This window comes from Roseococcus sp. GW821-FHT12F05, assembly GCF_058806835.1.
In genome coordinates this window covers 98,990-117,624 of sequence record NZ_JBXAQB010000007.1, presented here as the reverse complement: position 1 = coordinate 117,624, position 18,635 = coordinate 98,990, and the positions used below count along the sequence as shown (strand labels likewise).

Genomic DNA, 18,635 nt, shown 5'->3' with positions numbered 1-18,635 from the left:
TGGCGCCAAACACCCAGACCTGAAAGCGCTCGGCTTGACCGATGATGGCGCCTGTGGATCGTCGGGGGCCAGATCATCCCTCGGAGGCGACAGACACATGGCAATCCCCACATCCGGCGTGACGCTCCGGATCCTGTCCGGCCTCGCCGTGCGTGGCGCCTTCGAGGGCGGGATCATCGCGGATTACGAGGCGCGGACCGGCAGCAAGGTGGACGTCGCCTGGGTGCCGACGACGCTGATCATGACGAAGGTCGCGGCGGGCGAGCAGGCGGACGTGCTCGTCCTCATCCGGGACGCGATGGACAAGCTGATCGCGGAAGGCAAGGTCGATCCGGCGACACGGGTGGAGGTGGCGCATTCCCGCCTCGGCGTGGCCGTGCCGCGGGGCGCGGCGCATCCGCCGGTGGGCACGGTCGAGGAGTTCCGGGCGGCGCTGCTGGGCGCGCGCTCCGTCGCCTATTCGCGCGCCGGCGCCAGCGGCATCCACTTCGAGTCGATCATCGAGAAGCTCGGCATCGCCGACGAGGTCCGCCGGAAGGCCACGGTGATCCCGGCCGGATTCACGGCCGAGAAGCTGGCGACCGGCGAGGCGGATCTCGCCGTGCAGCAGGTGAGCGAGCTGCTGGTCGTCGATGGGATCGAGGTCGTGGGAAAGTACCCGGAGGAGCTGCAGCAGGTCTCCTCCTTCTCGGCGGCGATGATGGCGGCCTCGACGCAGCGCGCTGCGGCGGAGGCGTTCCTGGCGGGGTTGCGCGGCGAGCAGGCGAATGCGGCCTATCTGAAGAGCGGCGTCGACCCGGCCTGATCGCAGGGGGAGCGGCGCGCGTCAGTGCGCGCCGCCGCCCGCCCCGCCCTTCACCTTCTGCGCGAACAGCAGCGCCACGGCCGCGATCGCCAGCAGCACGCCGATCACGGCGAAGGTGTCGCTGAAGCCCATGATGAGCGCCTGCTGGTGCACCCGCGCGCCGATCGCCGCGATCGCCTTGTGCTGGGCCAGCGCCGGGTCCGTCACGCCATGCGACGTGAAGTACTGGGTCAGCTGCTCGATCCGCTGGCGGACCTCATCGCGGGTGAGCGTAACCGACTGGCCGATGATGTTCGAATGGAACTGCTCGCGCTTGGTCAGGATGGTCGCGAGCGTCGCGGTGCCCACGGCGCCGCCGAGGTTGCGCAGCATGTTCGACAGGCCCGATGCGGCGCCGGCCTCGCTCGGCGCGATGCCGGCGGTGGAGATGGCGCTGATCGGCGTCAGCACCAGCGCCTGGCCGATGGCGCGCACGATGTTCGGGATCAGGAACTGGTCGCCCGCGCTGTTCCCCGAGAGCGTGGTGTTCATGAAGCAGCTGGCGGCGAAGATCGCGATGCCGAAGGCGCCGATGTAGCGCGCGTCGAAGCGTCGCATCAGCATCGGCACCAGCGGGATCAGCAGGAGCTGCGGCAGGCCGGTCCAGGCGAGCACGTTGCCGATCTGCTCGGCGTTGTAGCCCTGCGCCTGGCCGAGATACTGCGGCAGGATATAGACCGTCCCGAACAGGGCGAAGCCGACCAGCACGTTGACGAAGACGCCCACGCCGAAGTTCCGCCGCTTCAGCAGCCGCAGGTTCACCAGCGGCTTCTGCACCGTCAGCTCGATGGCGATGAAGGCGGTGAGGAACACCGCCGCGACGATGGCGAGCTCGGTGATGAAGGGCGAGCCGAACCAGTCGTCCTTGTTGCCCTCCTCGAGCACGGTTTGCAGCGAGGCCAAGCCGATCGCCATGGTCACGATGCCGGCCCAGTCGCCCTCCTTCAGCAGCGAGAGCCGCATCGGCTGCTTCTCCAGCGTGAGGAAGAGCGCGATCACCATGATGATGCTGGGCGGCGTGTTGACGAAGAAGATGGTCTGCCAGCCGTAGTTCTCGGTCAGGTAGCCGCCGATGGTCGGGCCGATGGCCGGCGCGAAGGTGACGGAGAGCGCGAAGAGCGCGAGGCCGATCGGCTGCTGCGGCTTGGGCAGCTTGGTCAGCACCAAAGTGAAGGCCATCGGGATGAGGATGCCGCCGGCGAAGCCCTGCAGACCGCGCATCAGGATCATCGAGCCGAGGTCGTGCGTGAAGGCGCAAGCCATCGAGAAGAGGGGAAACAGGATGGCGTTGACCAGCATGTAGCGCCGGAAGGAGAAGACCTTGCTGAGGTAGTCGGTCAGCGGGATCACGATGATCTCGCCGATCAGGTAGGAGGTCGAGATCCAGGCGCCGTTGTCGACGCCGGTGCCGATGCCGCCCTCGATGTTGAGCAGCGAGGCGTTGGTGATCTGGATGTTCAGGATCGCCATGAAGGCGCCGATCATGCTGGCGCCCACGGCGATCCAGGCGGTGCGGCTCGCCCGCTCGCCAGGAGTCTGAGCCGGCGCCGGCACGGCATCGAATGTGGTGGCGGACATGGCAGCCTCCTCGCCGCCCGGGCTCAGTGCGACGGCACGAGGGCGGGGGCGCTGGCTTCGGTGCGGGTGTCGATCGAGGGGATGACGGACATGCCCGGCCGCAGCACGAGGGTTTCCGGCGAGGCGCGGTCGAGGACGATCTTCACCGGGATGCGCTGGACGATCTTGGTGAAGTTGCCGGTGGCGTTGTCCGGCGGCAGCAGCGCGAATTCTTGCCCGCTGGCCGGCGCCAGGCTGTCGACGCGCCCATGGAAGACCCGGCCGGGAAACATGTCGACGCTGATGCTCACCGTCTGGCCGGCGCGCACCTCGGTCAGCTGCGTCTCCTTGTAGTTCGCGACGATATAGGCCGCTGCCGCCGGCACCACGGCCATCAGTTGCGTGCCCGCCTGGACGTACTGGCCGAGCCGCAGCGTGCGGTTGCCGACCACGCCGTCGATGGGCGAGGTGATGGTGGTGTAGGAGAGGTTCAGCTCGGCCTGCGCCTGAGCGGCGCGCGCATTGTCGAGCGCCGCCTGGGCCTGCCGGAGCTCGGCCTGCAGCACGCCGAGCTGCTGCGTGGCGCTGTTGAGCGCCGCGGTGTCGCGCGTCACCGTCGCGCGGGCGGAGGCGATGCCGGCCGCCGCCTGCTGCGCGTTCTGGACGCTGCCGAAGCCCGAGGTGGCGAGGGCCGAATAGCGCCGGTCCTGCTGCTCGGCATAGCTCTGGTTCGCCTGGTCGACGGTGATGGTGGCGCGGGCGGCGTCGATCGCAGCCTGCTGGGCGGAGATCGAGGCCTGCTTGATGGCGACATTGGCCTCGGCGGCCTCGACGCCGGCCTTGGCCTGGTCGAGCGCGACCCGGAAATCGCGGTCGTCGATCCGGGCCAGGACCTGGCCGGCGCGCACCGCCTCGTTGTCGGCGACCAGCACGGCGGAGAGATAGCCGGCCACCTTCGGCGCGATGGTGGTGTTGTCCGCCTGGACATAGGCGTCGTCCGTCGAGACCTGGAAGCGCCAGTCGGTCCAGTACTTCCAGCCGAGGGCGCCCGCGCCGGCTAGGGCCAGGAAGCCCATGCCGGCGAGGATCAGCGGGCGGAACCGGCGCCATCCGGTCGGCGCAGGCGCCTGCTCCGTCGGCGTGGAGGCGTCCCGGTAGGCCCGGAGGGTCAGAAGCTCCGGCCGGGTTCCGGGCGCCTGCTCGGCGAGGACATCCTGATGCTGACTCATGATCCGCTTCCTTCTGCGCGCATCCGGGGTGGGACTTAGCGAAGCCGCCGCGGCGGGCCTTGGACGAAGTGGTCGCGGCGATGAGAGTTGAATTAAGATAGGAAAATTCCTATTTTCCCAATGTGGTTCGGCGGACGGATCTGTCAATGGAATTGGGAAAATGCCGGTGAGCGAAAATGTGGAGGCGCCCCGACGCTCTCGCGGGCGGCCTCAGCTCCGCCCCGACGACGAGACCCGGCGGCTGGTGATCGAGGCGGCGCGCCAAGAATTCCACGCGAGCGGCTATGCCGGGGCCAGCATGTCCGCGGTGGCGCAGCGCGCCGGTGTCTCGACCAAGACCATGTACCGCCTCATCCCGACCAAGGCGGAGCTGTTCCGCAGCGTCGTGTCCGAGCGGATCTCGCGCTTCATCCTGGAGCTCGACGAGGCGGCCTTCGAGACCCTGCCGGTCGGAGAGGCGCTGGAGCGCGTGCTCCTCGCCTTCGGGACCCTCACGCTGGACGAGGAGACCATCGCGATCTACCGGCTGGTGCTCAGCGAGAGCGACCGCTTCCCGGAGATCGCCGCCACCTTCCACGACGCCGCCGTCCGCCGGACGACGGAGGCCATGGAGGGATGGCTGCGGATGCAGCGCGAACGCGGCCTGATCGCGCTCGACGACCTCCCGGCGGCGACGGGCATGCTGCGCGGCATGATGCTCATGGAGCCGCAGCGGGCCGTCATGATGGGCGAGCGGGCCGCGCCGGATACGGCCGAGATCGCCGCGCGGGCCAGGGCCTGTGCGCGCCTGTTCCTCGACGGGTGCCGTCGAGCGCTGGAGGCGTGAGTCCTTGTCGCTGGCCCGGGCCGACCTATCTACTTCCATCATGGAAGTAACTCCCGAAACCCCGGCCGCCTGATGCACCGTACCTGCTTCAAGGACATGCCGTGCTCGATCGCCCGCAGCCTGGAGATGGTGGGCGAGTGGTGGAGCATCCTCATCCTGCACGAGGCCCATCGGGGCATGACGCGCTTCGACGAGTTCCAGAAGAGCCTGGGCATCGGTACCAACACCCTGACGCGACGCCTCAACTGGCTCGTGGAGCAAGGGCTGCTGGAGCGGCGGCCCTACTCGGATAAGCCGCCGCGCCATGAATACGTGCTGACGCAGGCGGGCCGGGATTTCGAGCCGGTCCTGCAGGCCTTCAACACCTGGGGCCGCCAGCATGCCCAGGGGCCGCCCCAGTCCGAGGCCGACTGAATCCAACCCTTCCCCAGCACCAGGCGCCGCCATTCGGGCAGCGCAACGGAGAATTCCCATGCCCAGCCTATTCGACCCCGTGCAGATCGGCGCGCTCCATCTGCCCAACCGCATCGTCATGGCGCCGCTCACCCGGATGCGCGCCTTCGACCAGCGCGCCGTCGGCCCTATGCAGGCCGAGCACTATGCCGCCCGCGCGAGCGCCGGTCTGATCCTCACCGAGGCCACCTCGGTCAGTCCGCAGGGCGTGGGCTATCCGAACACGCCCGGGATCTGGTCCGAGCAGCAGGTGCAGGGCTGGACCGAGGTCACCCGGGCCGTGCATGCGGCGGGCGGACGCATCGTCTCGCAGCTCTGGCATGTCGGGCGGATCTCCGACCCCAGCTTCCATGACGGGCATCCGCCGGTCGCGCCCAGCGCCATCGCGGCCGAGGGCAACGTCAACGTGCTGCGGCCCGTGCGGCCCTTCCCGGTGCCCCACGCATTGGAGACCGACGAGATCCCCGGCATCGTCGCGGACGTGCGCAAGGGTGCGGAGAACGCCAGGCGCGCCGGCTTCGACGGCGTGGAGCTGCACGGGGCCAATGGCTACCTCTTCGACCAGTTCCTGCATGACGGGTCGAACAAGCGCACCGACCGCTATGGCGGCTCCATCGAGAACCGCGCGCGCCTGCTGCTGGAGGCGGTGGACGCGATCCTCGAGGTCTGGCCGGCCGACCGCGTGGGCGTGCACCTAAACCTGATGTCGAGCTCGCACTCGATGAAGGACAGTGACCCGCGCGCGCTCTTCGCCTATGTCGCCGAGCAGCTGAACGCCCGGAAGCTCGCCTTCATCTTCGGGCGCGAGGCGCTGGATCGCGGCGACGCGGCCATCGGGCCGGTCGTGCGGAAGATCTTCAAGGGCGCCTACATCATCAACGAGGGGCTGACGCAGGAGGCGGCGGAGGCGGCCATCGAGCGGGGCGAGGCCGATGCGGCGTCCTTCGGGCGGCTCTTCATCGCCAATCCGGACCTGGTGGAGCGCTTCCGGCGAAACGCGCCGCTGAATCCGCTCGTGAGCGAGACGATCTATAGCCCGGATGCGACGGGGTACAACGACTACCCAGTGCTGTCGCTCGCTGCGACAGCCTGAGCCAAGCCCGGACAATCCTCGATGGGCTCCGCCTCCTGAGGCTCACAGGAGCAGGCCGATAATGATGATTTGCAATCCTATGGCGGCGGCGGTGATCCATGCGACCATCCGCCGCCGTGGCAGCCAGTATCGAAAGCCCGCCCACAAAAATCAGCCCCAGAGGAATCGACCAGAATAGCCAGACGAAGCCGTCCAGCAGATTGCTGGGCTGGCTGATCGCGGATCCGAACATAGCGAAGGCCGCGGCCGGGAGGAGCAGCAGGAGATACGGAAATCCAATCACCGCGCTCCAAAAGAAGTCCACCGCCTGCAGCGGGCAATTCGAAGTGATCAGGCCGAAGACCTCCCGGTAAGGCAGGCAGGTCGGCTCATCGGTCTGGGGGCGCATCACGCCAAAGCCGAGCGCACCGCCGATCGCGAGATAGACCATGAATCACCCCGACAGCGTATGGAGGCGGCACCGCAAGCGCAGCACGCGGTTGGCGGTATTCATTGCATTCCCTGCCGAATTCGTAGGGAGGATACCGAACGGTGCGTCAATGGCTGGTTAGCGGCCTTTCAACGTCCTCGCCCCAACCAGCCGCGATGCGTTCCTGGACCGCTCAATCCAGCGTCTGCCGGTATCGCAGCATCGCCAGCACCGACACGGCCAGCAAAAACGCCAGCATCGGCCACACATCCGTCCATGCGTCCGCGATGCCGATCCCCTTCAGCATCACCCCGCGTACGACGCGCAGAAAATGCGTCAGCGGCAGCCCTTCGCCGATCACCTGCGCCCAGTCCGGCATGCCGCGGAAGGGGAACATGAAGCCCGACATCAGGATCGAGGGCAGAAAGAAGAAGAAGCTCATCTGCATGGCCTGGAGCTGATTCTTCGCCACCGTCGAGAAGAGGAATCCCACCGCCAGGTTCGCGACGATGAAGACCAGCAGCCCCGCCGCCAGCACGGCCGGGTTGCCCATCATCGGCACGTGGAACAGCAGCCGCGCCGCCGTCAGGATCACGCCCACCTGCACCATGCCCACCGCGATGAAGGGCACGAGCTTGCCCACCATCACCTCGATCGGCCGCACCGGCATGGCGAGCAGGTTCTCCATCGTCCCGCGCTCGCGCTCGCGCGTCATGGCGAGCGCGGTCATGATGATCATCGTCATGGTAAGGATGGTGCCCATCAGCCCCGGCACGATGTTGTACTGGGTGATCCCCTCCGGGTTGTAGCGGCGATGGATGCGCACCTCGGCCGCCGCGGCACCGGGCGCGAGGCCCGAGAGCGTGCCGTCCAGCAGCGGCGCCAGCGCGTTGTCCACGATGACCTGCAGCGCGCCGACGGAGGGCCCCGTCGCCGCCGGATCCGTCGCATCGGCCATGACCAGCAGCGCGGGCCGCTCGCCCCGGAGAAAGTCGCGCTCGAAGGTGGTGGGAATCTCAACGGCGAACTGCACCTGGCCGCGGTCCAGCAGCCGGTCCACCTCCGCCGTGTCCTGCGCGAGCACGGTCACGCGGAAATAGGTGCTGTTCTGCAGTGCAGCCACGATGGCGCGGCTGGCCGGCCCGTTCTCGTAGCCCAGCACGGCGGTCGGCAGCTGGCGCGGATCGGCGTTGATCGCATAGCCGAAGAGCGTGAGCTGGATGATGGGGATGCCGACCATCATGGCGAAGGTCAGCCGGTCCCGCTTCATCTGGATGAATTCCTTCAGGATCATCGCGCCCATGCGGGCCAGCGAGAAGCGCGGGATCACGCGCGGTTCTCCGGGGCGAAATTGTCCTGCGACCGGTCCATCAGATGGATGAAGGCGTCCTCGAGCGAGGGCTCGCCCCGGCTCCACTCCAGCCCGGCCTCGTCCTTATAGGGCGCGACCGCGGCGTCGAGTTTTTCGCCGTACGAACCGCTGACGTGCAGCGTCGCGCCGAAGGGCGCCACCATCTCCACGCCGTCCCGGCCGTCGAGCTCCTGCGCCAGCGTCGCGATGCGGCGCGACGGCCCGGAGACGTGCCAGGTCGAGAGGCCGGCGCCCTGCACCACCTCCTCCACCGTGCCGTTGGCCATGAGCTTGCCGTAGGCGAGATAGGCGATGCGGTGGCAGCGCTCGGCCTCGTCCATGTAGTGGGTGCTGACCAGCACGGTCATGCCGCCGGCGGCGAGCTCATGGATCTCGTCCCAGAAGGCGCGGCGAGCCTTGGGGTCCACGCCGGCGGTGGGCTCGTCGAGCAGCAGCAGGTCGGGCTCATGGAGGATGCAGGCGGCCAGCGCCAGCCGTTGCTTCCAGCCGCCGGAGAGCGAGCCCGCCAGCTGGTTCCGCCGATCCGCGAGGCCGAGCCGGTCCAGCGCCCGCGTCACCTTCGCTTTCCGGTCCGGCAGGCCGTAGAGCCGCGCCACGAAGTCCAGGTTCTCCGCGATGGTCAGGTCTTCGTAGAAGCTGAAGCGCTGCGTCATGTAGCCGACGCGCTGCTTGATGGCCCAGCTCTCGGTGAGGATGTCGTGGCCGAGGCAGGTGCCCTCCCCCTCGTCCGGCACCAGCAGCCCGCAGAGCATGCGGATGGTCGTGGTCTTGCCGCTGCCGTTGGGGCCGAGGAAGCCGTAGATCTGCCCGCGCATCACGTCGAGCGAGAAGTGGTCCACCACGGTGCGCGTGCCGAAGCGCTTGGTGAGCCCTTTCACGGAGATGACCGGCTGCTCGGCGGCGTCGTTCATGGCGCGATCCGGGCCGTGATGGGCTGGCCGGGGAGCGGGTTACGATCCGACGGCTCCATCAGCGCCTCGATGCGGAAGACCAGTTTGGCGCGCGTCTCGCGGCTGAAGATGACGGGCGGCGTGAACTCCACCTCGCTGGCGATGCGGCTGACGCGGGCGAAGAGCCCCTGCGGGCAGCCGGTGCAGGTGACGGCGATGCGCTGGTCCGGCCGGAAATCGACGCGGCGCGGCTCCGGCACGAAAAAGACCGCGCGGATGTTCTGCGGCGGCAGCAGGCTCACCACCACGCCATTGGCCGGCACCCATTCCCCGGGGCGGCGCACCACGTCGTCCACCAGCCCGCCGGCCGGGCTGGCGACCTGGCGCTGGGCGAGCCGCCATTGCGCCTGCTCCAGCGCGTGACGCGCGGATTCCGCCGTGGCCTCGGCGGCCTGGATGCGATCCGGACGGGAGGGCAGCCGCGCCGTCGCGAGCTGGGCGCGCATGCGAGCCACCTGGGCCAGCGCCTGCTGCTGCTGCATCTGCGCGTCGTCCAACCGGGCCTGCGGCACGGAGCGGGTGCGGACCAGCTCCACCTGGCGCGCCAGGGTGAGCTCGGCCAGATGCTGGTTCGCCTCGGCCTCGGCGATCTGCGCCTCGATGGCGGCGATCTCCTCCGGCCGGGCGCCGAGGCGCATGTCGGCGAGGTCGCTCCCGGCCCTCGCGAGATCGGCCTGGGCCTGGGCGACGGCGGCGCGCTCGCGCACCGGGTCCAAGGCGAAGAGCGGTGCACCCGGCGTGACCTGCGTGCCGCGGACGGCCGTGATGCTCTGGATCCAGCCGCCCTCGGGGGCCGCGATGCGGAGGTACTCGCCCTCCATGTAGCCCTGGTAGCCGGCATCGCCGTCGTCGTTGCAGGCGGCGAGCGACAGCGCCAGCAGCAGCACCGCGAGGACGCGCGTCATGGCGAGGCTCCCTCGGCGCGGATGGCGCCCAGAAACAGGTCGAGATGCAGGGCCAGCATGGGTCCCGGCGGATCGGGCTCGTCCTCGATCGGGGCGAAGCTGGTCTGCCAGAGGGCGGAGAGGATGATGGGGGCGACGAAGAGGCGGGCGGTGGCGCGGGTGTCGAGGGGACGGAACGCGCCCGCCTCCATGCCGCGCCGGAGCACGCCCTCGAGCAGCGCCAGGCCGCGCCCCACCACCTCGCGCCGATAGAAGCGGGCCATGTCCGGGAAATTGCCCGCCTCGGCCAGGACGAGCTTCGGGATGGCGGCGATGCGCGGGTCCGCCGTGGCCTGCGCCATGAACTCCGCCAGCCGCCGGAGCTGGACCGGGGCCGGCGCGCCGGAGACCGCGAGCAGCGCCTCGGCCGCCTCCAGCCGGGGCAGGATGCTGGCGCGGACCAGCGCCTCGAAGATCGCCTGCTTGGAAGGGTAGTAGAGGTAGATCGTGCCTTTGGAGACGCCGGCACGCGCGGCGATGTCCTCCATGCGCGCGGCCGTGAAGCCCTTCGCGACGAAGGTGTCCAGCGCGGCTTCGAGGAGCTCGGCGGGGCGGTCGGCCTTGCGGCGGGCTCGGGTGGTGGGGGCTGGCATCTTCATGACTAACCTAACGGTCAGTCAATTACGCGGTTACCGCCCTCGGCCGCAATGATTCAGATCATCGCGCCCTGCCCCTACCGGGCCAGGTACTGCGCGTCGGTGACTTGCTCCATCCAGTCGACGTTCCGGCCGTCGAGCTTCTCCTGGATGGCGATGTGGCTCATGGCCGTCGTCGCCGTGGCGCCATGCCAGTGCTTCTCGCCCGGCGGGAACCAGACCACGTCGCCCGGCCGGATCTCCTCGACCGGCCCGCCCAGGCGCTGGACCCAGCCGCAGCCGGAGGTCACGATCAGGGTCTGGCCGAGCGGATGGGTGTGCCACGCGGTCCGAGCGCCCGGCTCGAAGGTGACCAGGGCGCCGGCCACGCGGGCCGGCTCGGGCGGGCTGAGCAGCGGGTCGATGCGGACCGTGCCGGTGAACCAGTCGGCCGGCCCCTTGCCGGAGGGCCGGGAGCCCGCGCGCAGGATGTCCATCGAAGTCTCTCCTTCAGGCCGTCTCGGGCCGGTCCACGATCAGCGTGGGCCCGTCATGGCCGACCACGACGATGGTCGCCCCGTCCGGAATCGCCATCCCGCCCCGCGAGCGCGCGGCCCAGCTCCCGTCCGCCACCCGCACGCGTCCAACCGGCGCGATGTCGCCGATTGCGATGCCGCGCAAGCCCTGCAGCACCCGGTCCGGCCGCGACACGTCGCCGCGTTCGCGCCGCCGGCCACGATGCAGATACCAGACCGCCAGGCTGCCGGAGCAGCCGACCAGGAACATCAGCACCTGCGCGCCCCAGCCGAAGCCCAGGAAGGAGGCCAGCGAGGCCAGCGCCGCGCCCACCCCCATCCAGAGGAAGACGGTGAAGGGCAGCAGCATCTCCAGCCCCATCAGGACCAGGGCGATGACGGCGAGGACGGCCCAGCCCATGCCGTTCATCTCGGGCCGAAGGGTCCGGGCGGCACGATGCTCGGCACCGAGCCCGGCGGGCTCGGCGGCACCGGCTGCGCGCCGACCGCGCCGAGCGCGGCCATGACCTGCGCGATGCCGCCCGCCATGGAGGCGGATTCCATCGGGATGATCAGCGTCTTGGTCGAGGGGTTGGAGGCCAGCCCGCGCAGCGCCGCCATGTACTTGTCCGCGATGAAGTAGCTCAGCGCGGCGCCGCCCGTGCCCTCGCCCGCCCGGGCCACCACCTCGACGGCCTTCGCTTCAGCTTCCGCGAGGCGCTCACGGGCGCGGGCGTCCATCTCGGCCGCCTCCATGCGGCCGCGCGCCTCAAGCACCTGCGCCTCGCGCTTGCCGTCGGCCTCGGCGACCACGGCGCGGCGGCGGCGCTCCGCGGTCATCTGCAGGTTCATCGCCTCGATGAGGTTCTGGGGCGGCTCGACCTTGCGGAGCTCCACGCGCGTGACCTTCACGCCCCAGGGATCCGTCGCGGCGTCCAGCACGGCCATGAGTTGGTGCGAGATCTCCTCGCGCTTGCTCAGCGTCTCGTCGAAGGTCATGGAGCCGATGACGCTGCGCAGGTTGGTCATGGCCAGCGCCTCCAGCGCCTTGCCGAGCTCGGCCACCTGGTAGGCCGCCTTCACCACATCCATCACGCGGTAGTAGACGATGCCGTCCACCAGCACGGCCGCATTGTCCTTGGTGATGACCGCCTGCTCGGGGATGTCGAGCACCGTCTCCTGGATGCTCAGCCGCCGGCCGACGCGGTCAACGACCGGGATAATCAGGTTGAGGCCGGGCTCCAGCGTGCGGGTGAAGCGGCCGAAGCGCTCGACCGTCCAGATACTCCCCTGCGGCACGGTCCGCACGCCCTGGAAGATGGCGATGACCGCGACGACGACGATCGCCAGAAGGACGTATTCCATGCCGCGTTGCTCCAAGTCGTTTGCTTGCTCCTACATATAGTTTTGCGCGCCTGCCGCGACGACAGGTTCTTCGTCGCATTTGTATCGCCGCTATCGCCCGAGGCATGGCGCGAGCAGCGTGCGCAGCCGTGCCGAATCCTCCGCGCCGACCTCGAGCCGCGCCACGATGGCGGGCCCGCTGCGCTCCGCATTCCGCTGCGTCCAGTTCAGGGTGGCAGGGCCGGCCGCCAGGGGCTGCAGCACGCGCGCGACCGCGGCCAGCCGCTGCGGATCGCGCCGGCGGGGTGCGGTGAGGCCGAAGCCGAAGGGGTTGTCGTCCGCGACGCCCGCCCAGCCCGAGACGGTGAAGCGGCCCGAGACACTGCCCACATCGATCCGCGTGCGCGCGCCGGCATCCGCATCCGGCCCCTCGAAGGCGTCGAAGTCGAAGACCTGCGCCAGCTCGGCATAGCGCGGCACGTAGAGGTCTACGCCCAGCGCGCCTGTCGTGTTCCGGCCGTTCTCCGAGCAATGGAATTCGAAGCGCACCTCGCGGCTGTCCGCGCCGGTCTGGGCGCGGCCGCCCAGCGTCACCGTGCCGGCCCGCTGCTGCGCCGCTGCCGTCCCTGCGAGGAGGAGGAGCGCGAGGAGGATCGGGAGCCGCATGGCCGGACGTTCCGCAGATGGTACGAACCAGCCTAGCCCCGATCGCGCACAGCGAGCAAAAAAGCCCCCGCCCCCAGGGCCGCGACCGCCGCCAGCAGCCAGGGCACGGCGCCGTAGCCGCCCTCCGCCTCCCAGACCAAAGCGATGGCGAAGGGCGCGGCGGTGCGCGGCAGCACGCCGATCAGCGTCAGCGCGCCGGTGATCGCGCCATAGCCCTCGCGCCCCAGGATCTCGGCCGTGCCGGCGGCGCGCACGATGGTCATGAGGCCGTCCGCCACCGCCCAGCAGGCCACGAAGGGCAGCAGCCAGACGAAGGCCGGCGGCGCCATGGCCAGCCAGAGCTGCGCCACCACCAACAAGGGCACCGCGAGCAGACCCACCATGCGCATCGAGGCGCGGTTGCCGGCGAAGTACAGGATCGCCCGCGCTGCCACCTGCGTCGGCCCATGCAGCGCCACGAGCAGCAGCACGCTCGTCTCCGGCAGGCCGAGCTCGCGCAGCAGCGGCACGAGATGCGTGCCCAGCCCCACGCCGATGAAGACATGCGCGGCAAAGCAGAGCGCCAGGCCCCAGAAGGCCGGCCGCCGCATGACACGGCGAAGGGCGTCGCCACGGGCCACGGCCATCAGGGGCGCGGGCGCCGCCACGCCGCGGAACTGCATCCAGGCCGTGATCGCCGGGACCAGCTGCAGCGCCGCCAGCACCAGCAGCGCGCCGCGCCAGCCCAGCCGTTCCACCAGCGCCGCGATCAGCGGCACGAAGACGGTGGCGGTGAAGCCCGTGATGAAGGTGATGCCGGCGATCACCTTGGCCGGCTGCCGCGCCAGCGCCACCACCACGGCCATCGCCGGGCCCCAGAGCGCGGTGGCATGCGCGCAGCCCATCGCGATCCAGAGCAGATAAAAGACCCAGAGCCGGTCCACCATCGCCCAGCCGGCCAGCACCGCGGCGCCGAGCAGCGCGCCCAGGGTCAGCGGCAGGCGGCCGCCATGCCGGTCCACCCAGCGGCCGACGGGAATGCCGAGGACGCCCGAGACCAGAAGACCGATGGTCAGGGCGCCGTTCAGCTCGCCGCGGCTCCAGCCGAGATCCGCCTCCATCGGTTCCAGCACGAGGCTGAAGGGGATGAACAGCGCGCCCCAGCCGATGAACTGGGTCAGGGCGGTGCCCCAGATCAGGCCGCGGTCGGTTGTCGGATTCACGATGGGATAAAGATGCCCCGATCCGCGTGGAAGCGCGAGAAATCGTCCGGACTTATCCGGGCGTCGCGCCGGGTTTCGTCGCTGTGGCCCGAGGGGTTGTGGAAGCGCAGCCGCCCCTCCGCGTCCCTGCCGAAGACCAGGACCAGGTGCCCGCCCTTGTGCGGCGGATCGAGTTCCGGCGTGCGAATGCGCGGATGCACCGAGGCGATGTAGAGCTCGCCCGGCGAGAGCTCCGGGCGCGGCTCATCCAGCACGATGCGCGCGGCGATGCCGCGGGCGTTCAGCCAGGCCACCGCACCCGCGTAGATGAGGCCGCGGATGTCATCGCCACCCTGGTCGATGTAGCCGCCGAGCGCCTGGATCTCGCGGCGCAGCGCGTGGATGCTGTGCACCTCGCCGTGCGCGGCCATGGCCATCTTCAGGCAGGCGATGCCGCAGAGGTGGTGCGCCCAGCGCGCGTATTCGGCGATATCGGCGGCGCCGCTCTCGGCCCAGAGCGGATCGGTCGCGCTGGGGCGGCCATCCAGAAACTCCGGCACCAGCTCGGCCGAGGCCCACTGGGAAAAATAGGGCGGCGTCTCGCTCATCGAATCCGGCCACGTCGTGTTTGCCTTCGCTGGCGAACGCGCCAGCTACGGGGCGGCCGGCGCGCCCAGGCCAACTGACCCATGGGGGCGTTACCGTCGCGGCGCGAAGCCAAGGCGGCAAAGCCGCCGCCCGGCGTTTGAGGGCGCGAAAAAGCTACCCATTCAGATGGCAGGCGCTCAGATGGCCCGGCGCGATCTCCTTCAGCACCGGCACCTCGACCTTGCAACGGTCGAAGGCGTGCGGGCAGCGCGGATGGAAGTGGCAGCCGGGCGGCGGGTTCAGCGGCGATGGAATCTCGCCCTTCACCGTCGCGAAGGCCCGCTTGCGCGCCTCGATCCGCGGCACCGAGGAGAGCAGCGAGACCGTGTAGGGATGGTTGGCGCGGGCGAAGATCTCTTCCGACGGCGCCTGCTCGACGACGCGGCCGAGATACATGATCACCACGCGGTCGGAGAGATGCTCCACCACGCCGAGGTCGTGGCTGATGAAGAGATAGGTCAGGTCCAGCTCGGAGCGCAACTTCATGAACAGGTTCAGGATCTGCGCCTGGATGGAGACGTCCAGCGCCGCCACCGATTCGTCGCAGACCAGGAATTCCGGCTGCACCGCCAGAGCGCGGGCGATGCCGATGCGCTGCCGCTGCCCGCCCGAGAACTGGTGCGGGTAGCGCTTCTTCAGCGTGGGATCGAGCCCGGCGCGGCGCAGCTGGTCGTCCACGTATTTGTCGAAGCCGCCCCGCGTGGTCATGCCATGTACCAGCGGCGCCTCGCCCACGATGTCCTGGACCTTCATGCGCGGATTCAGCGAGGCGTAGGGATCCTGGAAGATCATCTGCGCGCGCAGCTTGGCTTCCTTGGCCTCGGCGCCGTGCAGCGAGCCGATGTTCCGGCCGCGCCACAGCACCTCGCCATCCGAGGGCGGCATGATGCCGGCGACGACGCGGCCCAGCGTCGACTTGCCGCAGCCGGATTCGCCGACGAGCCCGACCACCTCGCCCTTGCGGATCGAGAGGTTCACGTTGTCGACGGCGTGGACGATCTCCTCGCGGATCGGCGCGCCCAGCTTCTGGGCGAGCTTGCCAATGAAATCGAGCTTCTTCTCGAAGCGCTTGCTGATGCCGATCAGCTCGATGATCGGGCGTTCCGGCACATGGGTCGTCCCAGTGCCTGTCCCTTGGGACTGCTGCATCGCCGCGCTCATGCCGCCACCGCTTCCATGTGCGGGTGGATGCAGCGCGCGTGGCGGCCCGGGACCAGCTCCATCAGCGCGATCGGCGCCGCGCATTCCGCCGTGGCACGGTCGCAACGGCTGGCGAAGGCGCAGCCCGGCGGCAGCTTCAGCAGCGAGGGCGTCATGCCCGGAATCTGCCGCAGCGGCTCGCCGCGCTTGTTGCGGCTGGGAACGGAGCCGATCAGGCCATGGGTGTAGGGGTGCAGCGGCTTGTCCAGCACCTCCGACACCGGCCCATCCTCGACCACGCGGCCGGCATACATGACCGCGATGTCGTCGGCGAGGCCGGCGACGACGGAGAGGTCATGCGTGATCCAGATCAGGCTCGTGCCCGTGTTGGCCGCGAGCTTCTGCACCTCGGCCAGGATCTGGCCCTGGATGGTCACGTCCAGCGCCGTCGTCGGTTCGTCCGCGACGATCAACTCCGGCCGGTGCAGCAGCGCGATGGCGATGGCCACGCGCTGGCGCATGCCGCCCGAGAACTGGTGCGGATAGGATTTCAGCCGCTCCTCCGGCGAGGGAATCCCCACCATGCCGAGCGTGTCGCGGCAGCGCTGCCGCGCTTCCTCGTGGCTGACCTTGGTATGCGCGAGGACCGTCTCGATCATCTGCGTGTCGATGCGCAGGACCGGGTTCAGCGTCATCATCGGGTCCTGGAAGATCATGGCGATGCGGTTGCCCCGCAGCTGCCGCATCTCCTCCTCGCTGAGCCGCGCCAAGTTCTGGCCGTGGAATAGGATCTCCCCGCCCACGACACGACCGGGCTCGTCCACGAGGCCGATGATGGAAAAGCCCGTCACCGTCTTGCCGGAGCCGGATTCGCCGACCAGGCCCAACACCTTGCCGCGGCCGACGGTGAAGCTCACGCCGTCCACCGCCTTCACCACGCCGGCGCGGGTGAAGAAATGCGTCTGGAGATTCCGGACTTCGAGGGTAGCTACGCTCACTTCTTCAACCTCGGATTCAGCACGTCACGGAGATGGTCGCCCATCAGGTTGATGCTCACGATCGTCACCAGCAGCGCGATGCCCGGATAGAAGCTGATCCAGTACTTCCCGCTCAGCATGTACTCGTAGCCATTGGCGATCAGCAGGCCGAGCGAGGGCTCGGTGATCGGCACGCCGAGGCCGAGGAAGGAGAGCGTCGCCTCCAGCGCGATCGCGCGCGCCACCTGGATGGTCCCCACCACGATCAGCGGCGGCAGGCAGTTGGGCAGCAGATGCCGGAACAGGATGCGCCGCGTCGGCAGGGCCAGGCACTGCGCCGCCTCGATGTATTCGCGCCGCCGCTCGACCAGGGCCGAGCCGCGCACGGTGCGCGCGTAATAGGCCCATTCCACGATGACCAGGGCGATCACCACATTGCCGATGCCCTTGCCCAGGAAGGCCAGGATCATCAGCGCGGCGAGGATGGTTGGGAAGGAGAGCTGCAGGTCGACGAGGCGCATGATCAGACTGTCGGTCCGCCCGCCGCCATAGGCCGCGAGCAGCCCCAGCGAGGCGCCCACCAGCGAGGCGATGAAGGCCGAGCCGATGCCCACCGTCAGCGAGATGCGCAGCCCGTAGATGATGCCGGACAGCATGTCGCGGCCCTGGTCGTCCGTGCCGAGCCAGTGGGTGATGCCCGAGCCGCCCACGGAGCCCGGCTCCAGCCGCCCGTCCATGATGTCGAGCTGCGCGAGGTCATAGGGGTTCTGCGGCGTGATCCAGGGGGCGAGGATGGCCAGGATCGCGATGATCCCGAAGACGATCAGCCCGCCCGTCGCGATCTTGCTGGCGAAGAACTCGGAGAGAAAGCGCCGGAAGGGCGTCTCCTCCTTCACCACTGTGGCGACGACGGGAACCTCGCTGGCGGTGATGTCGCTCACGATTTGCCCTCCAGCCGCACGCGCGGATCCAGCGTCGAGTAGAGCAGGTCCACCGCGAGGTTGATGACAATGAACATCATCACGATGATCATCAGATAGGCCACGATGACGGGGCGATCGAGCACGTTGATGCTGTCGATGATCAGCTTGCCCATGCCCGGCCAGGCGAAGACGCTCTCCGTCACCACCGAGAAGGCGATGGTCGAGCCGAGTTCCAGCCCCACCACGGTCACGACCGGGATCAGGATGTTCTTGAACACGTGCACATAGGTCACGCGCGCCGGCGAGAGGCCCTTGGCGCGTGCGAACTTCACGTAGTCCATCAGCATGGTCTCTCGCACGCCCGATCGCGTGAGCCGGACCACGAGGCTGATCTTGAACAGCGAGAGGTTCACCGCGGGCATGATGAGATGCGCGAGGCCGTCGCGCGTCAGGAAGGACCAGCGCAGGCCGAGGAAGGACGCCGTCTCGCCGCGCCCCGTGCTCGGCAGCCAGCCGAGCTGCACCGCGAAGACCATGATGAGCATCAGCCCGACCCAGAAGGTCGGCAGCGAGAAGCCCAGGATGCTCCCCGCCATGATGGCCTTCGAGCCGGCGCTGTCCGGCTTGAGCCCGGCATAGAGGCCGAGCGGCAGGCCGATCAGCACCGCCATGAAAGTGGCGCCGACCGCCAGCTCCAGCGTCGCCGGCATTTTCTGGAGGATCAGCTGCAAGGCCGGCTCGTTGAAGACGAAGCTGCGGCCCAGGTCGCCCTGCAGCGCCCGGAACAGGAAGGTCAGGTATTGCTGCCAGAGCGGCAGGTCGAGCCCCAGCGCCTTGATGGCGCGCTCGCGCTCCATCTGGTCGGCGTCGGGCGAGATCAGGATCTCGACGGGGTCGCCGATGGCATAGACGCCGACGAAGACGATGACGCTCATGGCGAGCATCACCAGCAGCGCCTGGAGCAACCGGCGCAGGAGGTAGACGGTCAC

Annotated in this window: 20 protein-coding genes; 4 read left to right on the top strand and 16 right to left on the bottom strand. The window is 69.2% G+C overall.

Annotated features, from left to right (window positions below):
- Positions 1 to 97: 97 nt before the first annotated feature.
- On the top strand, positions 98 to 805 hold the full coding sequence (locus AC1ROY_RS18455; RefSeq protein ID WP_493150325.1) for a substrate-binding domain-containing protein: 708 nt from the start codon (positions 98 to 100) through the stop codon (positions 803 to 805).
- A gap of 21 nt (positions 806 to 826) precedes the next feature.
- On the opposite strand, the gene AC1ROY_RS18450 is transcribed toward AC1ROY_RS18455, so the two are convergent.
- Both AC1ROY_RS18450 and AC1ROY_RS18445 read right to left on the bottom strand, forming a co-directional pair.
- Positions 827 to 2,422: a DHA2 family efflux MFS transporter permease subunit gene (locus AC1ROY_RS18450; protein ID WP_493150324.1), complete on the bottom strand. Its 1,596-nt coding sequence runs from the start codon at positions 2,420 to 2,422 to the stop codon at positions 827 to 829.
- Positions 2,423 to 2,445: 23 nt separating this feature from the next.
- Positions 2,446 to 3,630 carry an HlyD family secretion protein gene (locus tag AC1ROY_RS18445; protein WP_493150323.1) on the bottom strand — a complete coding sequence of 395 codons (1,185 nt, stop codon included), beginning with the start codon at positions 3,628 to 3,630 and terminating at the stop codon, positions 2,446 to 2,448.
- A 166-nt stretch (positions 3,631 to 3,796) separates the two neighbouring features.
- Between AC1ROY_RS18445 and AC1ROY_RS18440 the strand changes: the two genes are divergently transcribed.
- From AC1ROY_RS18440 to AC1ROY_RS18430, 3 genes are all read left to right on the top strand, one after another.
- Complete coding sequence (locus tag AC1ROY_RS18440) at positions 3,797 to 4,456, top strand: TetR/AcrR family transcriptional regulator (protein ID WP_493150322.1); 660 nt, start codon at positions 3,797 to 3,799, stop codon at positions 4,454 to 4,456.
- Positions 4,457 to 4,528: 72 nt separating this feature from the next.
- The gene (locus tag AC1ROY_RS18435; RefSeq protein ID WP_493150321.1) at positions 4,529 to 4,870 is read left to right on the top strand and encodes a winged helix-turn-helix transcriptional regulator; all 342 of its coding nucleotides are present in this window, start codon (positions 4,529 to 4,531) and stop codon (positions 4,868 to 4,870) included.
- Positions 4,871 to 4,928: 58 nt separating this feature from the next.
- Positions 4,929 to 6,002 carry an alkene reductase gene (locus AC1ROY_RS18430; protein ID WP_493150320.1) on the top strand — a complete coding sequence of 358 codons (1,074 nt, stop codon included), beginning with the start codon at positions 4,929 to 4,931 and terminating at the stop codon, positions 6,000 to 6,002.
- 602 nt (positions 6,003 to 6,604) lie between these two features.
- Here the strand turns inward: AC1ROY_RS18430 and AC1ROY_RS18425 are convergent.
- The 14 genes from AC1ROY_RS18425 to AC1ROY_RS18360 form a co-directional block, all read right to left on the bottom strand.
- Positions 6,605 to 7,741 (bottom strand): ABC transporter permease, encoded by a 1,137-nt coding sequence (locus tag AC1ROY_RS18425; protein ID WP_493150319.1) that lies wholly within the window; start codon positions 7,739 to 7,741, stop codon positions 6,605 to 6,607.
- Entirely contained in the window at positions 7,738 to 8,694 is a 957-nt protein-coding gene (locus tag AC1ROY_RS18420) for an ABC transporter ATP-binding protein (RefSeq protein WP_493150318.1), read from the bottom strand. Before AC1ROY_RS18420 ends, AC1ROY_RS18425 begins: the two co-directional genes overlap by 4 nt.
- Complete coding sequence (locus tag AC1ROY_RS18415; protein WP_493150317.1) at positions 8,691 to 9,638, bottom strand: HlyD family secretion protein; 948 nt, start codon at positions 9,636 to 9,638, stop codon at positions 8,691 to 8,693. Before AC1ROY_RS18415 ends, AC1ROY_RS18420 begins: the two co-directional genes overlap by 4 nt.
- Positions 9,635 to 10,276: a TetR/AcrR family transcriptional regulator gene (locus tag AC1ROY_RS18410; protein ID WP_493150316.1), complete on the bottom strand. Its 642-nt coding sequence runs from the start codon at positions 10,274 to 10,276 to the stop codon at positions 9,635 to 9,637. The genes AC1ROY_RS18415 and AC1ROY_RS18410 overlap by 4 nt, the downstream gene beginning before the upstream one ends.
- A gap of 74 nt (positions 10,277 to 10,350) precedes the next feature.
- Positions 10,351 to 10,749: a (R)-mandelonitrile lyase gene (locus AC1ROY_RS18405; protein WP_493150315.1), complete on the bottom strand. Its 399-nt coding sequence runs from the start codon at positions 10,747 to 10,749 to the stop codon at positions 10,351 to 10,353.
- Positions 10,750 to 10,762: 13 nt separating this feature from the next.
- Positions 10,763 to 11,188: an NfeD family protein gene (locus tag AC1ROY_RS18400; protein ID WP_493150314.1), complete on the bottom strand. Its 426-nt coding sequence runs from the start codon at positions 11,186 to 11,188 to the stop codon at positions 10,763 to 10,765.
- A gap of 5 nt (positions 11,189 to 11,193) precedes the next feature.
- A complete protein-coding gene (locus AC1ROY_RS18395; RefSeq protein ID WP_493150313.1) occupies positions 11,194 to 12,132 on the bottom strand; it encodes an SPFH domain-containing protein in 939 nt (312 codons plus the stop codon).
- A gap of 90 nt (positions 12,133 to 12,222) precedes the next feature.
- Complete coding sequence (locus AC1ROY_RS18390) at positions 12,223 to 12,777, bottom strand: hypothetical protein (protein WP_493150312.1); 555 nt, start codon at positions 12,775 to 12,777, stop codon at positions 12,223 to 12,225.
- A gap of 32 nt (positions 12,778 to 12,809) precedes the next feature.
- Positions 12,810 to 13,979, bottom strand: a complete 1,170-nt coding sequence (locus AC1ROY_RS18385) for an MFS transporter (RefSeq protein WP_493150311.1) — start codon at positions 13,977 to 13,979, stop codon at positions 12,810 to 12,812.
- Positions 13,976 to 14,566: a hypothetical protein gene (locus AC1ROY_RS18380; protein WP_493150310.1), complete on the bottom strand. Its 591-nt coding sequence runs from the start codon at positions 14,564 to 14,566 to the stop codon at positions 13,976 to 13,978. Before AC1ROY_RS18380 ends, AC1ROY_RS18385 begins: the two co-directional genes overlap by 4 nt.
- A gap of 154 nt (positions 14,567 to 14,720) precedes the next feature.
- On the bottom strand, positions 14,721 to 15,755 hold the full coding sequence (locus tag AC1ROY_RS18375) for an ABC transporter ATP-binding protein (protein WP_493150502.1): 1,035 nt from the start codon (positions 15,753 to 15,755) through the stop codon (positions 14,721 to 14,723).
- Between the two features lie 8 nt (positions 15,756 to 15,763).
- Entirely contained in the window at positions 15,764 to 16,744 is a 981-nt protein-coding gene (locus AC1ROY_RS18370) for an ABC transporter ATP-binding protein (RefSeq protein WP_493150309.1), read from the bottom strand.
- Positions 16,741 to 17,664: an ABC transporter permease gene (locus tag AC1ROY_RS18365; protein WP_493150308.1), complete on the bottom strand. Its 924-nt coding sequence runs from the start codon at positions 17,662 to 17,664 to the stop codon at positions 16,741 to 16,743. The genes AC1ROY_RS18370 and AC1ROY_RS18365 overlap by 4 nt, the downstream gene beginning before the upstream one ends.
- A complete protein-coding gene (locus AC1ROY_RS18360) occupies positions 17,661 to 18,635 on the bottom strand; it encodes an ABC transporter permease (protein WP_493150307.1) in 975 nt (324 codons plus the stop codon). Before AC1ROY_RS18360 ends, AC1ROY_RS18365 begins: the two co-directional genes overlap by 4 nt.